The organism is Ralstonia sp. PBBBR1 (assembly GCF_002256165.1).
Lineage (GTDB): Bacteria > Pseudomonadota > Gammaproteobacteria > Burkholderiales > Burkholderiaceae > Ralstonia > Ralstonia thomasii.
On record NZ_NKIL01000004.1, the window covers coordinates 167155 to 181787 of the forward strand.

The 14633-nt window shown below is 64.0% G+C and carries 15 protein-coding genes; 7 read left to right on the top strand and 8 right to left on the bottom strand.

Translation table 11 applies throughout. The features are described 5' to 3' along the window. From CFE42_RS06935 to CFE42_RS06960, 6 genes are read left to right on the top strand one after another with little or no spacing between them, the layout of a single operon-like run. Positions 1-486: a hotdog family protein gene (locus tag CFE42_RS06935; RefSeq protein WP_004631421.1), complete on the top strand. Its 486-nt coding sequence runs from the start codon at positions 1-3 to the stop codon at positions 484-486. Further along, complete coding sequence (locus CFE42_RS06940; RefSeq protein ID WP_004631420.1) at positions 483-1220, top strand: 3-ketoacyl-ACP reductase FabG2; 738 nt, start codon at positions 483-485, stop codon at positions 1218-1220. The genes CFE42_RS06935 and CFE42_RS06940 overlap by 4 nt, the downstream gene beginning before the upstream one ends. After that, positions 1220-2446 carry a beta-ketoacyl-ACP synthase gene (locus tag CFE42_RS06945; RefSeq protein ID WP_004631419.1) on the top strand — a complete coding sequence of 409 codons (1227 nt, stop codon included), beginning with the start codon at positions 1220-1222 and terminating at the stop codon, positions 2444-2446. Before CFE42_RS06940 ends, CFE42_RS06945 begins: the two co-directional genes overlap by 1 nt. Then, the gene (locus CFE42_RS06950) at positions 2446-3690 is read left to right on the top strand and encodes a beta-ketoacyl synthase N-terminal-like domain-containing protein (RefSeq protein ID WP_004631418.1); all 1245 of its coding nucleotides are present in this window, start codon (positions 2446-2448) and stop codon (positions 3688-3690) included. Before CFE42_RS06945 ends, CFE42_RS06950 begins: the two co-directional genes overlap by 1 nt. Before the next feature lie 50 nt (positions 3691-3740). Then, positions 3741-4175: a hypothetical protein gene (locus CFE42_RS06955; protein WP_004631417.1), complete on the top strand. Its 435-nt coding sequence runs from the start codon at positions 3741-3743 to the stop codon at positions 4173-4175. A 50-nt stretch (positions 4176-4225) separates the two neighbouring features. Continuing rightward, positions 4226-4663 carry a hypothetical protein gene (locus tag CFE42_RS06960; RefSeq protein ID WP_004631416.1) on the top strand — a complete coding sequence of 146 codons (438 nt, stop codon included), beginning with the start codon at positions 4226-4228 and terminating at the stop codon, positions 4661-4663. A gap of 44 nt (positions 4664-4707) precedes the next feature. Here CFE42_RS06960 and CFE42_RS06965 read toward each other — a convergent pair whose 3' ends face one another. After that, positions 4708-5436, bottom strand: a complete 729-nt coding sequence (locus tag CFE42_RS06965; RefSeq protein WP_004631415.1) for a class I SAM-dependent methyltransferase — start codon at positions 5434-5436, stop codon at positions 4708-4710. 153 nt (positions 5437-5589) lie between these two features. Here CFE42_RS06965 and CFE42_RS06970 point away from each other — a divergent pair, with 153 nt between their 5' ends. Continuing rightward, positions 5590-6849, top strand: coding sequence for an NAD(P)/FAD-dependent oxidoreductase (locus tag CFE42_RS06970; RefSeq protein ID WP_004631414.1), 1260 nt, complete (start codon positions 5590-5592; stop codon positions 6847-6849). A 45-nt stretch (positions 6850-6894) separates the two neighbouring features. Here the strand turns inward: CFE42_RS06970 and CFE42_RS06975 are convergent, their stop codons facing one another. The 7 genes from CFE42_RS06975 to flgG form a co-directional block, all read right to left on the bottom strand. Further along, on the bottom strand, positions 6895-7638 hold the full coding sequence (locus CFE42_RS06975; RefSeq protein WP_004631413.1) for a YoaK family protein: 744 nt from the start codon (positions 7636-7638) through the stop codon (positions 6895-6897). Between the two features lie 67 nt (positions 7639-7705). Then, positions 7706-8665, bottom strand: a complete 960-nt coding sequence (flgL, locus tag CFE42_RS06980) for a flagellar hook-associated protein FlgL (protein WP_004631412.1) — start codon at positions 8663-8665, stop codon at positions 7706-7708. A gap of 66 nt (positions 8666-8731) precedes the next feature. Then, positions 8732-10669 (bottom strand): flagellar hook-associated protein FlgK, encoded by a 1938-nt coding sequence (flgK, locus tag CFE42_RS06985; RefSeq protein WP_004631411.1) that lies wholly within the window; start codon positions 10667-10669, stop codon positions 8732-8734. A 115-nt stretch (positions 10670-10784) separates the two neighbouring features. After that, on the bottom strand, positions 10785-11870 hold the full coding sequence (gene flgJ, locus CFE42_RS06990; protein WP_004631410.1) for a flagellar assembly peptidoglycan hydrolase FlgJ: 1086 nt from the start codon (positions 11868-11870) through the stop codon (positions 10785-10787). A 16-nt stretch (positions 11871-11886) separates the two neighbouring features. After that, positions 11887-13020: a flagellar basal body P-ring protein FlgI gene (locus CFE42_RS06995; RefSeq protein WP_004631409.1), complete on the bottom strand. Its 1134-nt coding sequence runs from the start codon at positions 13018-13020 to the stop codon at positions 11887-11889. A gap of 10 nt (positions 13021-13030) precedes the next feature. Beyond that, positions 13031-13783 (bottom strand): flagellar basal body L-ring protein FlgH, encoded by a 753-nt coding sequence (locus tag CFE42_RS07000; RefSeq protein WP_004631408.1) that lies wholly within the window; start codon positions 13781-13783, stop codon positions 13031-13033. Positions 13784-13815: 32 nt separating this feature from the next. Beyond that, a complete protein-coding gene (gene flgG / locus CFE42_RS07005; protein ID WP_004631407.1) occupies positions 13816-14598 on the bottom strand; it encodes a flagellar basal-body rod protein FlgG in 783 nt (260 codons plus the stop codon). Positions 14599-14633: the final 35 nt, after the last annotated feature.

A 14633-nucleotide genomic window follows, 5' to 3' on the forward strand; every position in this document is an offset into this window, starting at 1 on the left:
ATGACTGATGCCGAACTGAGCGCTGCTTTTCCCGTTGCTCCCATCGAGTCGATCCTGCCGCATCGCGGCACGATGTTGCTGCTCGCAGGGGTCGACACGTGGGATGAAGAGTTTCTCGCAGCGGTTGCCCATGTCGACCCTGCCGCCTGGTATGCCGATACCCAGGGCAACATGCCGGCGTGGATCGGCATCGAACTGATGGCGCAGGCCATTGCTGCGCATGTCGGCCTGCTTTCAACACGCGCCGGGCAGCCCGCGCGGCCCGGCGTGCTGCTAGGCTCGCGCAAGTACGAGGCCAGCGTGCCCGCGTTTGAACAAGGCCAGCCGCTGCGCGTGGAGGCACGCGAGCTGTTGCGCGGTGCCGAGGGCCATGGTGCATACGAGTGCACAATTAGCGCGGGCGCACAGCGCCTGGCCAACGCCGTCATCAAGGTTTTCCAGCCGACCGATTTTCAAGCATTCATCGAAGGGAGTCTCACGATATGAGCCGCCGTGTTCTTGTGACGGGCGCAAGCCGTGGCATCGGCCGCGCAATCGCCTATCAGCTCGCATCCGACGGGTTTGACGTCTCGGTGCATTGCCGCAGCGGCCGCAACGAGGCCGAGGCGGTTGTCGCCGGTATCCAGGCGCAGCGCGCGAATGCAGGTAAGGCCCACGTGCTCCAGTTCGATGTACGCGACCGCAACGCCTGTCGTACGCAGCTTGAAGCCGACGTCCGAGCGCATGGTGCCTACTACGGCATCGTTTTATGCGCAGGTGTCACCCGCGATGCCGCCTTCCCTGCCCTGACGGACGAAGACTGGGACATCGTGCTCGAAACCAGCCTGGACGGTTTCTACAACGTCTTGCACCCGCTGACCATGCCGATGGTGCGCGCGCGCCAGGGCGGACGCATCGTCACCATCGCATCGGTTTCGGGCGTGATGGGCAATCGAGGGCAGGTGAACTACAGCGCGGCCAAGGCCGGTCTGATTGGTGCAACCAAGGCCTTGGCAGTCGAACTGGCTTCACGCAGCATCACGGTCAACTGCGTAGCCCCCGGTTTGGTCGAAACCGAGATGCTGTCCAACGTCGAACACCTTGACCACGCGCTTCAGACGGTGCCGATGCAGCGCGTCGGCCAGCCGGCCGAAGTGGCTGCAGTGGTGGGCTTTTTGATGTCGGATGCAGCGTCGTACGTCACGCGCCAGGTCATCGGTGTCAACGGCGGGATGATCTGATGAAGCGCGTTGTCGTCACCGGCATGGGCGGCGTTACCGCCCTCGGCTCTGAGTGGAGCGAAATCCAGTCGGCCATCGAGCAGGGCCGCAATGCCGTTCGGCGCATGCCGGAGTGGGATTACTTCGACACGCTGCACGCACGGCTGGCGTGCCCGCTGCCAGCTTTCACTGCACCGGCGGAGTACCCGCGCAAGAAGACGCGCTCGATGGGCCCGGTCTCGGTGTACGCCGTGCGAGCAAGCGAGCTGGCCCTGGCCGATGCAGGCTTGGCCGCAGACACCTCCATCTCCGATGGCCGCATGGGCGTGGCATATGGCTCGTCGTCAGGCTCGGTGCAGCCCATCCGTGCGTTTGGCAGCATGCTGGACACGGGTTCGATGCAGGGCGTCACATCCAACAGCTACGTGCAGATGATGCCGCACACAACGGCGGTCAACGTCGGGCTGTTCTGGGATTTGAAAGGCCGGGTCATTCCCACGTCGTGCGCCTGCGCATCGGGCAGCCAGGCGATCGGCTATGCCTATGAAGCCATCGCGACCGGCAAACAGACGATGATGCTGGCCGGCGGCGCTGAGGAACTGTCCGCACCAGCCGTAGCCGTGTTCGACACCCTCTACGCCACCAGCACGCGCAATGACGAGCCGCACCTCACGCCCCGCCCGTTCGACAAAGCCCGTGATGGTCTGGTCGTGGGCGAAGGCGCCGCCACACTGGTGCTGGAAGACTACGAACACGCCCGTGCGCGCGGGGCGCGCATCCATGCCGAGGTCGTCGGTTTCGGGTGCAATTCCGACGGTGCACACATGACGCAACCTACGGCAGCCACCATGAGCCAGGCAATGCGCCTGGCGCTGCAGGATGCACGCCTGCCGCAAGACGCCATCGGCTACGTCAACGCGCACGGCACATCGACCGACCTGGGTGACGTGGCGGAGAGCCAGGCCACGGCTGAGGTCTTCCGGCCCACGATGCCGATCAGTTCGCTCAAGAGCTATATCGGTCATACGCTGGGCGCATGCGGCGCCATTGAAGCGTGGTGGACCATCGAGATGATGAAGCGCAACTGGTACGCACCCACGCTCAACCTCGAGAACGTCGACCCAGCCTGTGCACCGCTGGACTACATCGCGGGCAGCGCGCGCACCCTTGATACCGACCACGTGATGAGCAACAACTTCGCGTTTGGCGGCATCAACACCTCGCTGATCTTCAAGCGCGCTGCCTGATGTCGCTTAGCACTTCGCGCACTCCTGCGGCACCCGAACGCGTGGTCGTGACAGGCCTGGGTATCGTCAGTTGCCTGGGTAACACGCTCGACGGGGTCTCTGCGGCGCTGCGCGACGGCCGCTCGGGCCTCTCGCACATTCCTGCCTGGCAGGCGCTGGGGCTGTCGAGCCAAGTCGCCGGCTTGGCCTCGGTTGAAGGCGCTCAGCCGTTTGCGCGCAAGTTCGAACGCTTCATGGGCGAGACCGCACGCATGGCATGCCACGCCGCACGCAACGCCATCGACGATGCGGGTCTGGACCCGGCGGCGCTGCAGACGCCGCGCGCGGGCTTGGTGGCAGGCTCCGGCAGCGGGGCATTGGCCGCGTACGACGTCGCACTGGACGCGGTACGCGCGCGCGGTGTGGAACGGGCATCGCCCTACATCGTGCCGCAGGTGATGAGCAGTACGGTGTCCGCGAACCTTGCGCAGGTGTTTGGGCTCGGCGGCATCAGCTATTCACCGTCATCGGCGTGCACCACGTCGGCGCTGGCGATTGGTCAGGCTGCGCAGTGGATCCGCTCGGGCCAGCAAGACATCATGCTGACCGGTGGCGCGGAAGAGTTACACGACAGCTATGCCATGTTCTTCGATGCCATGGGCGCGCTCTCGCGTGCGCCGGCGAACGCGCCCGAGCGTGCATCGCGCCCGTACGATGTGGCACGCGACGGCTTCGTGCTGGCTTCCGGCGCCGGCATGCTGGTTCTGGAATCGCTAACCCACGCACGCGCCCGTGGCGCCCGGATCTACGCGGAACTGACCGGCTTCGGACAAAGCACCGACGTCGGCTCGATGGTGTCGCCGCGTGCGCCGGGCATTGCGCGCGCGGTGCAGGGCGCGGTGGATGATTCGGGCCACCATCCTGACTACATCAATACGCACGGCCCATCCACACCCGCGGGCGACGTGGAGGAGCTGCTTGCCCTGCAAACCGTATTTGGTACCGCCGTGCCGCCATTCTCATCCACAAAGGGCCTCACCGGACATCCACCTGGAGCGGCGGGTGCGCAGGAGGCGATCTATACCTTACTGATGATGCGAGACGGCTTCATCGCCGGTTCTGCCGGTATCGAAACACTCGACCCTGCGGTCGGCGGCCTGCCACTGGTGCGCCAGTCGCGTGCCGCTCGTATCGGGCGGGCGCTATCGATTTCATTTGGGTTCGGCGGCAGCTGCGCCGGACTGATGTTCGACGCCATGGTCTGACACCGTCCTTGGTAATTTCTCAACGCAATAAGAAGACAGGAGTGCTCTCAATGAAGAAACAACTGCTGCTGGCCGCCAGCGCGCTTGCCATGCTCACCCAGGTCGCACACGCGCGCACCGAGGTCGTGACGTACCCGATCCAGCCCGTGCTGCAATCGCAGCAATTCGCGCCCGGGGTGGCGCTTTACTTCGGCAGCCAGCCGCACCCGGCCGTGGTGTCCAGCCTGGGTGAAGTCACGAAGTCGTCCCACCCGGCGCGCAAAACGGCCACCGAGGTCGAAATCTGCAACGCCACGCTGGCCGATGCCCTGCGCCAGCTCGCAAGTGCCGCGCACGACCGTGGCGCAAATGCTGTCATCAACATCAAGACGTGGTTCCACTCGACCGAGAGCAACGACGAGAACAATTACACCTGCGGTGTCAGCGGCGTATCGGCGGCATTGCGGGTGCGCGGTGAACTGGTCACGGTCGAGTCTGCCAAGTAAGCGGCAATCGTCATCCGCACCCCGCTCACACCCATTACGAGGGATCTGGAATGAAACGCCAATTGATACTGGCCGTGCTGTGCGCGGCCACGATGAGCACCTCCGCGTTTGCCCGCAACGATGTCGAGTCGTACTCGCTCGATGCAGCGTTCAAGAGCGAAGGTTCCGACAAGGTGGGCAGCGATATCGCGCTCGTCTTCGCCGGCCAACGGCATGCAGCGGTGGAGAAATCGATGGGCGAGGTTGCCACCAACAAGAAGACCAATGGCGTCGGCCGCAGCGATGAAGCCGCTTGCCAGTATGTGTTCCTGTCCGCCGTGCTGGCGCTGCAGGAACGTGCGCGCCAGTTGGGTGGCAACGCGGTCATCAATATCAAGAGCAACTACAAGAATAAACTGACTGAGAGCGCCACGGAGTTCACCTGCGGTTCGGGCGCCCTCATGTCGGGCGTGGCACTGAAGGGTGAGGTTGTGACCCTGAAGAAGTAGGAGCCCATGGGCGCTGCCGGCCAGGGAACTCGGCCGGCGGCCCCTCAGGCAGCCAATTTGGTAGCGGCGACATTGACGAGCGTCTCACGCCGCTTGCCCGGCTTCGGATGGTGCAAGCCCAGGCGTTCAAACAACCCGAAGTCCGCTGCCCTGCTCCACCAGAGATACGGTAGCGACACGTTACGTTGGTCAAAATCGAAACCGCCGGTACGCAGCATTTGCAAATACCCTTCCGCACTCTTTTGCACATGCATCGGATGACGGAACAGCAACCGGATCACCCACGACTTGATATACGCGTCGGTCGACTCGGCGAACAGCAGCACGCCGCCCGGCTTCAATACGCGGCGGAACTCCGCCAATGCGCGCTCCTGTTCGACAAGATGATGAAATGTCTGGTGGCAGAAGACGATATCTGCGCTGGCATCAGGCAGGGGCAACGCCGCGCAATCGGCGTGCAGGATGTCGACGGGCGTGCCGATGGCACTGGCCGCCCGACGCGAAGCCTCCAGCGAAGGCGCATGGCAGTCCACACCGATAATCCGTTGCGGGGCAAACGCTTGCTCCAGCAACCGAAAGGAAATGCCCTGTCCGCAACCCACATCCACCAGGATCGGGGCGTCAGACAGTGGTTTGGTGATCAGACGTTTGAGGTCATTGATGGCAACCCGCAGCACATGGTGCTCCCACGTATACGTGCGCAGAAACCAGATGCCGAAAGCGGTTTCCGGAACGAAAGATCCGATATGCGCAGGCGTTGACGTGCTATCCATGGATGAACGGTGTTGGTCTGAAAATCAAAACGGGTTTTCAAGGCTGGCGCATTGTACCGACATCGAACGCCGGTTTTCAAAGCGTGTGGGAAGACGTAATCTCGCGCGTTATCTCGGCCGGCGGCGACATGACAACGATAATCACAACCGATAATGCACACAACTCCCCAAGCAATCGATCAACACGAACACGTCGACGTCGCCATCATCGGCGCGGGCCCCTCGGGCGCGGTAGCGGCAGCCTTGCTGCAGCGCGCCGGGCGCAATGTGCTGGTGCTCGAACGCCAGCATTTCCCCCGCTTCTCGATTGGCGAAAGCCTGCTGCCCCAGAGCATGGCCTACCTTGAAGAGGCGGGCATGCTGCAAGCCGTTGTGGAAGCAGGATTCCAATACAAGAACGGGGCGTATTTCGTACATCAGGACAAGCACGCGTCCTTCGATTTCCGAGACAAGCACTCCGCTGGCTGGGGCACGACGTATCAGGTCGAACGGGCGGTGTTTGATCAAACGCTGATCAGAAGCGCTGCGGAACAGGGCGCCGTCGTTCGTTTTGGCCACACCGTGCGCACGATGCAGCCTGGTGATGCGCCTGTGCTGGAAGTTGAAGACGAAGCCGGGAACGCTTATGCCGTTCATGCCCGCTTCGTACTGGACGCAAGCGGTTTTGGCCGCGTGCTGCCGCGCCTGCTGAATCTTGAAGCGCCATCCCGCATGCCAACGCGTGCGGCGCTGTTCACGCACGTGCGCGACGCCTTGCCTGCCGGCAGCACCGATCGCGACAAGATCTGCATCGCCGTTCACCCCGAACGTCGCGATGTCTGGTACTGGATGATCCCGCTGGCCAACGGCCGCTCGTCGGTCGGCTGCGTGGCCGAAGCGAGCTTCCTCGACGTGCCGGAGGCAGAGCGCGAAGCGACCTTGCGCAAACTGATCCAGGCCGAACCGAATATCGCAGCGCTGATTGGCGACGCGCCGTTTCTGATGCCCGTGAGACAGATCGGTGGCTACGCGGCCAACGTGGAGCGCCTCTACGGACCAGGCTATGCGTTGCTGGGCAATGCAGGCGAGTTCCTGGACCCGGTGTTCTCGTCAGGCGTGACGATCGCATTGCGCTCGGCGGACCTGGCGACGCGCGTCCTCGTACGGCAACTCAACGGCGAAACCGTCGATTGGCTTGCCGATTACGACAAGCCGCTGCGCAAAGGCATCGATACGTTCCGCGCATTCGTCGACCGGTGGTACACGGGCGAGTTGCAAGACATCATCTTCCACCCGCGACATTCACCGGGCATCCGCCGCATGATCAGCGCCATCCTGGCGGGCTACGCCTGGGACGAAACGAATCCGTTCGTGGTCAATCCGGTGCGCCGTCTCGATACGCTGCACGAGGTATGCCGGAGGGAAGTCGCCTGACGGAACGCTGCTGCGCGCGCCCGGACCGATGCAGCGCGGGCCCGCTTACCGCCGGCGCGCCAGCAGATCATCCACCACAGGCACCACCGCCAGCAGCATCAGAATCGACGCGAGCGGAATCGTGGCCGTATAGCCCAGGTGCCTGAAACCCAACGCACCGACCACGCCGCCCACAAAGAACATCCCAAGCAGGGACGCCAGCAGCCGCAGCTTGGGCCGGTTGGCGACCACGGCCGGCAGATTGTGATGTCCATGGTTCCAATACAGCGCCTTGCCGATTTCGATACCAATGTCGGTGGCCAGGCCTGTCACGTGCGTGGTGCGGATTTCCGCCTTCGAGATCTTGGTGATGATGGCGTTCTGCAGCCCCATCAGGAAGCACAGCAGTGCCACGGTGGCCGGCACGAACACGACCCGGTATTGCCCGAGCGTTGTGCCCATCAGGCCAAAGAGCAGCAGCAGCGCGGCCTCCAGCATGAGTGGCAGCGCGAATTCGCTCTGCGTGCTGCGGCGGCGCCCCCAGTTGACGAGCACTGCCGTACACGCCGCGCCGCACAGAAACGCCAGCAGCGAAGCAAAGCCCGCAAACACAAGGACAACGTCGCCCAGCACGAGGTCGTCGGCGATCGCCGAGACGATGCCGGACATGTGCGAGGTGTATTGCTTGACGGCGAGAAATCCGCCCGCGTTGGCGGCGCCCGCCACGAAGGCCAGCGATTGACCGAGGCGCCGGTTGGCGTCTTCTGAGCGTTCCGGGCTGGTCAGGCGGCGAAGATACTGGATGGGCATGACCAGTCCTGACGGTAGGTGAGCCGACATGATACGCCGCGCCCTCCGACCGCCCGACCGCGCCGCATCAAGGATTGATGTACTGGAACAGCGACATGCCCTGCATGGCCGTGAAGGTCTTCTGTGCGGCCTGCAGCGACACCTGCTGCTGCGAGAACTGCGAGATGGCGGAGGTGTAATCCACCGATTGCAGCTTCGAGATCTGCTCCTTCAACTGCTCGCCGTAGTTCGAGCCGCTGCTGTTGAGCGTGGCGAGCTGCGCCTGCTGCGTGCCCACCGTCACCTGCGCTTGCAGGGCGACCTGATAGGCATTGTCGAGATTGCCCTGCGCCGTCTGCACGGCCTTTTGCAGGTTGGCGACGTCGGTGGCCTGAGTGGCAGCGTTGATCGGGGTCGACAGCGCCGTGATCAGCTTCTCGTACGTCTTGAAGATGCTCTGATTGGCGTTCGGGTTGGACGCATCCGAGTTGGGGATGCGCACGAACACCGAATCGCCCGACACCGAATTCGGCATCGAGATGTTCTGCGAAACCTGCACCACCGGTGGCTGGCCGCTACCGACGTATTGCACGGAACCGCCGGTGTTGGTGAACGGATCGGTCGTGCCGTTGGCGCCGCCAAACAGGGCCACGCCCGAGGCATCGCGCTGATTGGCCGTCGACAGCAGCTGCTGGTACTGCTGCTTGACCTGCGCCAGCACACCAACGCGCTGTGACTCCGTCATCAGCGAGGTGTTGGCGCCCACCAATGTCTGCTTGCCCTGCTGCAGCGTGGTCACCAGATTGGTCAGCGCCGAAGACACGCTGGTCAGGCGCGCGTCGGTGGTGTCACGGTTGGACTGGTATTGGTCGTTGGTGTCCTGCGTTTGCTGCAATTGCGCCATCTGACCAAACGCGCTGGGGTTGTCGCCCGCACTGGTGAGCGCGATGCCGCTTGCAATCTGCTGCTGCAGCGTGAGCAGGTTCGATTGCGTGTTCTGCATCGAAGCGGAAGACGCTGCAAAGAATTGGGCGCTACTGACTCGCATGATCGGTCCGGACGAAGGGCTTTAGGACGTTATCGGCAGGCGGGGCGGTTTCTTCAGCCGCGCCGATCAGCCGCCGGCAATCGACAGCAGGCTGGCGAACAGCGAATTGGCCGTCTGCATCACCTTGGCGGAGGCCTGGTAGGCCTGCTGGTACTTCATCAGGTTCATCGCCTCCTCATCGAGGTTCACCCCCGACACCGACTGCTGCTGTTGCGTGGAGCTGGCCAGCAGCGCCTTCTGCGAGGTCAGGTTGGTGCTGGCGCGGTTGGCCTGCACACCCACCTGGGTGACGAGGTTGTTCCACGCCGAGCCGATCGAGGTCGTGCCGCCGTCCAGCAGGTTGCTGTTGCGCAGCTTGGCCAGCGCGCTGGCGTTGCCGTTGTCGGTGCTGTTGGCGGTGTTGGCCGAAATGGCGAACGTGTCACCGTTGCCGGGCGAACCCGAGAGCGTCATCTGTACGCCGTTGAACGCGTACGTCGCGCCCTGCGTGTACGGTGCCGTGCCGCCCGCGTACGTGGTCGACGTGCCGCCCACCGTGACGGTGACGCTGCCCGGGAATCCCGACAGGGAGCCGCCAACGGCCGAGCTGTACGTCAGGTTGATCGGCGAGGTGAGCGGCGAGCCGGCATACGTGCTGTCCACGCCCAGTGAAGACACCGTGGCGCTGCCCGTGTTGTTGCTGCCCTGGTTGAGCACCACGGGCGAGGCTGCGGCCACGTTGTGATAATCAGTGGTGAGCGTCTGCATGGTGGCGGCCGCGTTGGCGGTCGGGCGCACCAGGAAGGAGTCACCGCTGTTCATCGTGCCCGACAGGTTGAGCGTGACACCGTCGATCGTGGTCGGCCAGCTCGACACGGTTACGGAGGCGGAGCCGTCCGGATAGTGCGAAACGGTGTAGGCGCCGCCCTGGTACTTGACCTGGTAGTCGTAGCCCTGCCCCGCATTGGCGTTGGTGATGCTGGCAGTCAGCGAGCCGCTGCCGGTGTTGTTGGTGCTGGGCGCGACGCTCGGGTTGGCCACGGAGAAGAGGTCCGTGCCCATCTTGCCGTTGGCGTCCATGCCGAGTTTGTTCTGCGCGTTCACGTCGGCCGACACGGCCGTGGCCAGACGGCCCAGGCTGTTCTGTGCCGGAATGAGCGTGTTGTTGCGAAAGTCCATCAGGCCGCCCAGCGCACCACCGCCGAGCTGGCTGTCGTCGATGTTGACCGTGCCGCCCGGGCTCTTGTAGCCCACCGACAGTTGCGTCGGGTCGTACTGCGACGGCACCGCCGTCAGCTGGTAGCTCTTGTTGCCCTGCACGAGCGCCTGGCCGTTACCCACGTAGATGTTGAACTGGCCGTCGCCGGTCTGCACCACGCTCGCCTTGATCGACTGATTGAGCGTCTGGACTAGCTGGTCGCGCTGGTCACGCAGGTCATTGGCCGGCTGGCCGGTTGAGGCTTCCGCCTTGGAAATCTGGTCGTTCAACGAGGCGATCTGCTGCGCGGTGCCGTTGACCGAGCTGATCTGCGTCTGCACCTGCGTATTGACCTGGTTGTTGAGCGAACTCAGTTGCCCGGCAATCGAATTGAAGCGGCTTTGCAGGCCCGCCGCGGCGTTCAGGAAGACCTGGCGCGCGGTGGTGTCCGAGGGCTTGGAGGCCAGGCCATCGGCAGCGTTGAAGAAGCTGGTGAGCGACGAAGTCAGGCCGCTGTTGCTGTCCGACATGTATTTGCTCAGGCCCGACACCAGGCTGTTGAGCTGGTCTGCTGCGCTGGTCGAGGCCTGGCCGCTTTGCACCTGGGCCGTGAGGAACTGGTCGTAGATGCGCTTGACGGTCGTGACGTTGGCGCCCTGGCCGAGATAGCCCACGCCGGCGTACAGCGGAATGTTTTCCGTCTGCACGGCTTCCTGGCGCGAATAGCCAGGCGTGCTGGCGTTGGCAATGTTGTTGCCGGTCACCTGCAGGTTGATATCGGCAACCCGCAGGCCAGACGCGCCAATATTCAGGAGGGAGCTGCTCATAGTTGTCTCGGTGCGGGCGGCACGAAGCCGCCGAAATAAGCTCTAGAAACAACATCGGCCGACTCAGGACAAACTTGAGCCGGCCGCCGTCGCCAAAATATGCTTCTTAAATCACTCAGACGATCTGCTTGAGCACCGCCATGATCTTGTGGGCGTAGTTCGGATCGGTGGCGTAGCCCGCGCGCTGCAAGCCCTTGGCGAACGACGCCGCATCGTTGCCGTTGCCGGCTGCCACGACGTTGCTGTAGCGCGGGTTGTTGGCCAGCAGGTTGGCGTAATCCTTGAACGCCTCGGCGTACGAGCTGTAGGCGCGGAATTTCTCCTGAACCTTGTGGGCAACACCGCCGATGTATTCGGTGGTGGTCACCGTGGCAGTCTTGCCGGCCCATGAGCCGCCGGCCTTGATGCCGAACAGGTTGTGCGTGTTCGTGCCGTCCTTTGCCTTGATCTCGCGGCGGCCCCAGCCGGACTCCAGCGCGGCGTGGCCGATCATGAAGTTGGCCGGAATGCCGGTTTCCTGTGCGGCCTGCGACGCGTGGCCGATCAGCTTGTTGTAGAAGCTGGTCATGCGCTCGCCGCGCGGCTCCGATGCCACCGTCGACAGATCCACCTCGGGCGGCGCACTCGGGGTCTGCGCCTGCGCATCCGCCTGCTTGCGCAGGGCGGCCAGCGCACGCTGCACACGTTCTTCCAGGCCCGGGCGCGGCACGGTGCTGATGCCCGAACCGTCGTCTTCGGTGCCCGGTGCGACGGCTGCAGCCATGCTGTTGAGTGACGACCGGGCGATGGCCTTGGCGGCATCGCTGGTCGCACTGGCGGCACCCGGCAGCGCGGTATTGGTCGCCGTCGTATTGGACAGCGCGGTATTCACCTTGCCGCCCGCATCCGGGTTCACATGGTTGGCCTGACGCAGCATCTGCTTCAGAAGCTGGTCTGCCACGCCCACGCCGCGCGACGCCATGGTCTGCGACAGCTGCTGGTCGAGCATCGACGTGTACATCTTGCTCGAAGACGAATCGAGCGGCCCGTTCTGCGGCGATGCATCGCGCATCTGCTTGAGCATCATGTTCACGAAGATCGCGTCGAATTGCTTGGCGACGGTCTTGGCCGCGCCGTTCGGATCGGTACGCGCCGTTTGCTTGAGCGACTCGAACCCTCGGGAATCGAGCGCCAGGCGGCTGGTGAGGTCGGTTGGGTTCATCGTGGCCTCCCCTGCGTCAGATGATTTCCAGGTCGGCGCGCAGCGCGTTGGCCGCCTTCATCGCCTGCAGGATCGAGATCAGGTCTTGCGGGTTGGCGCCAATCGCGTTGATGGCCTTCACCACATCCGCCAGGTTGGTGCCGCCCTTCACGTTGATAAGGCTGCCGCCTTGCTGCTTGACCTCAATGTTCGAGCGCGCGCCCGCCACCGTCTGCCCTTGCGAGAAGGGCGCGGGCTGGCTCACCACCGGGTCCGTACTGATGGTGACCGACAGGCTGCCGTGCGCCACCGCGCAGGGCTCGAGCTTGACGAGCTGGTTCATCACCACCGAGCCCGTGCGGGCGTTGACCACCACACGCGCGGCGGCCAGCGCCGGCGTCACGTCAATATTCTGCAGCTTGGCCACGAAGCCGACGCGGTCCGACGCCAGGGCCGGTGCGCGCACGTTGATCGTGCGGCCGTCGGCGGCTTGCGCCGTATCCGTGCCGAACTGCTTGTTGATGGCGGTGACGATGTTCTGCACGGTGCCGAAATCCGTCGTGCCGGTATCGAGCTGGATGCTGCCGGCCTCGCCCACCGTGGCCTGCACGGCACGCTCCACCGTGGCGCCGTTGGCGATACGGCCCGCGCCGAGCTGGTTGATCTGCACCTTGCTGCCATTGGCCGACGCGCCTGCACCGCCAATCACCACGTTGCCCTGCGCCAATGCGTAGAGCTGGCCGTCCACGCCCTTGAGCGGCGTGAGCAGCAGCGTGCCGCCGCGCAGGCTCTTGGCGTTACCGATGGAGGACACCGTCACGTCGATGGTCTGGCCCGGCCGCACAAAGGCAGGCAGCGTGGCCGTCACCACCACGGCGGCGGTGTTCTTGAGCTGGATGCTCGCGCCGGCCGGTACGTTGATGCCGAACTGCGTGAGCATGTTGTTGAAGCTCTGGACCGTGAACGGGGTCTGCGTGGTCTGGTCGCCGCTGCCGTCCAGGCCGACGACAAGGCCGTAGCCGATCAGCGCGTTGTCTCGCACGCCGGCAACGGTGGTCAGATCCTTGATGCGGTCAGCGTGTGCCGTGGTCGGAACAACCGCTGAAATCGCGCTCAGTGCCACCAGGGCCGCGCCAAGGGTTCGATACAACCTCGTTCTAAGCAAAGTCATGGCAGATTCCTCAGAACGGCGACACGGTCAGGAAGAACCGCGACAGCCAGCCCATCTGCTGCGACTCGGCCACATAGCCCGTGCCGCGATATTCCATGCGTGCGTCCGCCACCTGGGTGGACAGCACGGTGTTTTGATTGTTGACGGTCGTGGGGTTGACCACGCCCGAGAACTTGATCGACTCGGTGCCCTGGCCCACGGCCATCTGCTTCTCGCCGCTCACGACCAGGTTGCCGTTGCCCAGCACCTCCACCACCGTGACGGTAATCGTGGCTGTGAAGTTGTTCTGCGCACCGTTGGCGCCCTTGCTGTCGAACTTGTTGGCGTCGCTGGCCGACACGCCCAGCAAAGACAGCACGCCCGCGTTCATGCCGGCGAAGGTCGGCACCGAGGCGCTCATGCTGCCGGTGCGGTTGACGCTGCCCGAAGTCTGCTTGCTGGCCGCTGTGTTCTCGGTGATCACGATGGTGATCGTGTCGCCCACCATGTGCGCGCGGCGGTCTTCGAACATGCCGCGAAACCCACCGCTGCCCGATGCCACTTCCTGGTAAATCGCCCCGTTCTGGCGCGGCGCCATCACCGGCATCGGCGGGCGCGCGGTTGTCGGACCCTGCACGATCGGGGCCGGCGGCGGCAGCAAGCCGCACGCCGTAGCGAGCAAGGCGGCCGTGCCGAGCACGGCCAATCGAACGACTCGAACAGCCGGCACAGCGCGGCCGCTGTGCTCGCCATTCTGGAGCGAATAAACCGGGGGGGTATGCATCGCACTACATCCTCAAAGACTGCGCCGTCGGCTCAAAGCTGCGACAGCTTCTCCAGCATCTGGTCCGAGGTCTGGACCGACTTGCTGTTGATCTCGTACGCACGCTGCGTCTGGATCATGTTGACCATTTCTTCCACCACGTTCACGTTGGACGTTTCAACGTAGTTCTGGCTGAGCGCGCCCACGCCGTTCGAGCCCGGGTTGGCCAGGTTGGCCGTGCCCGACGCTTCGGTTTCGGCATACAGGTTTTCGCCCATGCTGCGCAGGCCGGCCGGGTTGATGAAGTTGGCCAGCTGGAACGTGCCCACCTGCGTGTTGTTGACCGCGCCGGGCGTGGTGACCGTCACAACGCCATCCTTGCCGATGGTCAGGCTGGTGGCGTTCTGCGGGATCGTCACAGCCGGCTGCACCGGGTAACCGCTGGAGGTCACCAGCTGACCCTGCGCGTTGACCTGGAAGCTGCCGTCACGCGTATAGGCCAGCGTGCCGTCAGGCATCTGCACCTGGAAGAAGCCGTTGCCGTTGATGGCCACGTCGGTCGAGTTGCCGGTCTGCTGCAGGTTGCCCTGCGTGTGCAGGCGCTCGGTGGCGACGATGCGCGCACCGGTACCGATCTGCATGCCCGAAGGCAGCGTGGTCTGTTGCGACGACTGTGCGCCCGGCTCGCGCACGTTCTGATACAGCAAGTCCTCGAACACGGCGCGCGAGCGCTTGAAGCCCGTCGTGTTGACGTTCGCCAGGTTGTTCGAGATGACATCCAGCTGCGATTGCTGGGCGTCCATCCCGGTCTTGGAAATCCACAGGGAGCGAATCATGTTCGAGTCCTTGGTTGATTCAATTCAATGCGCCG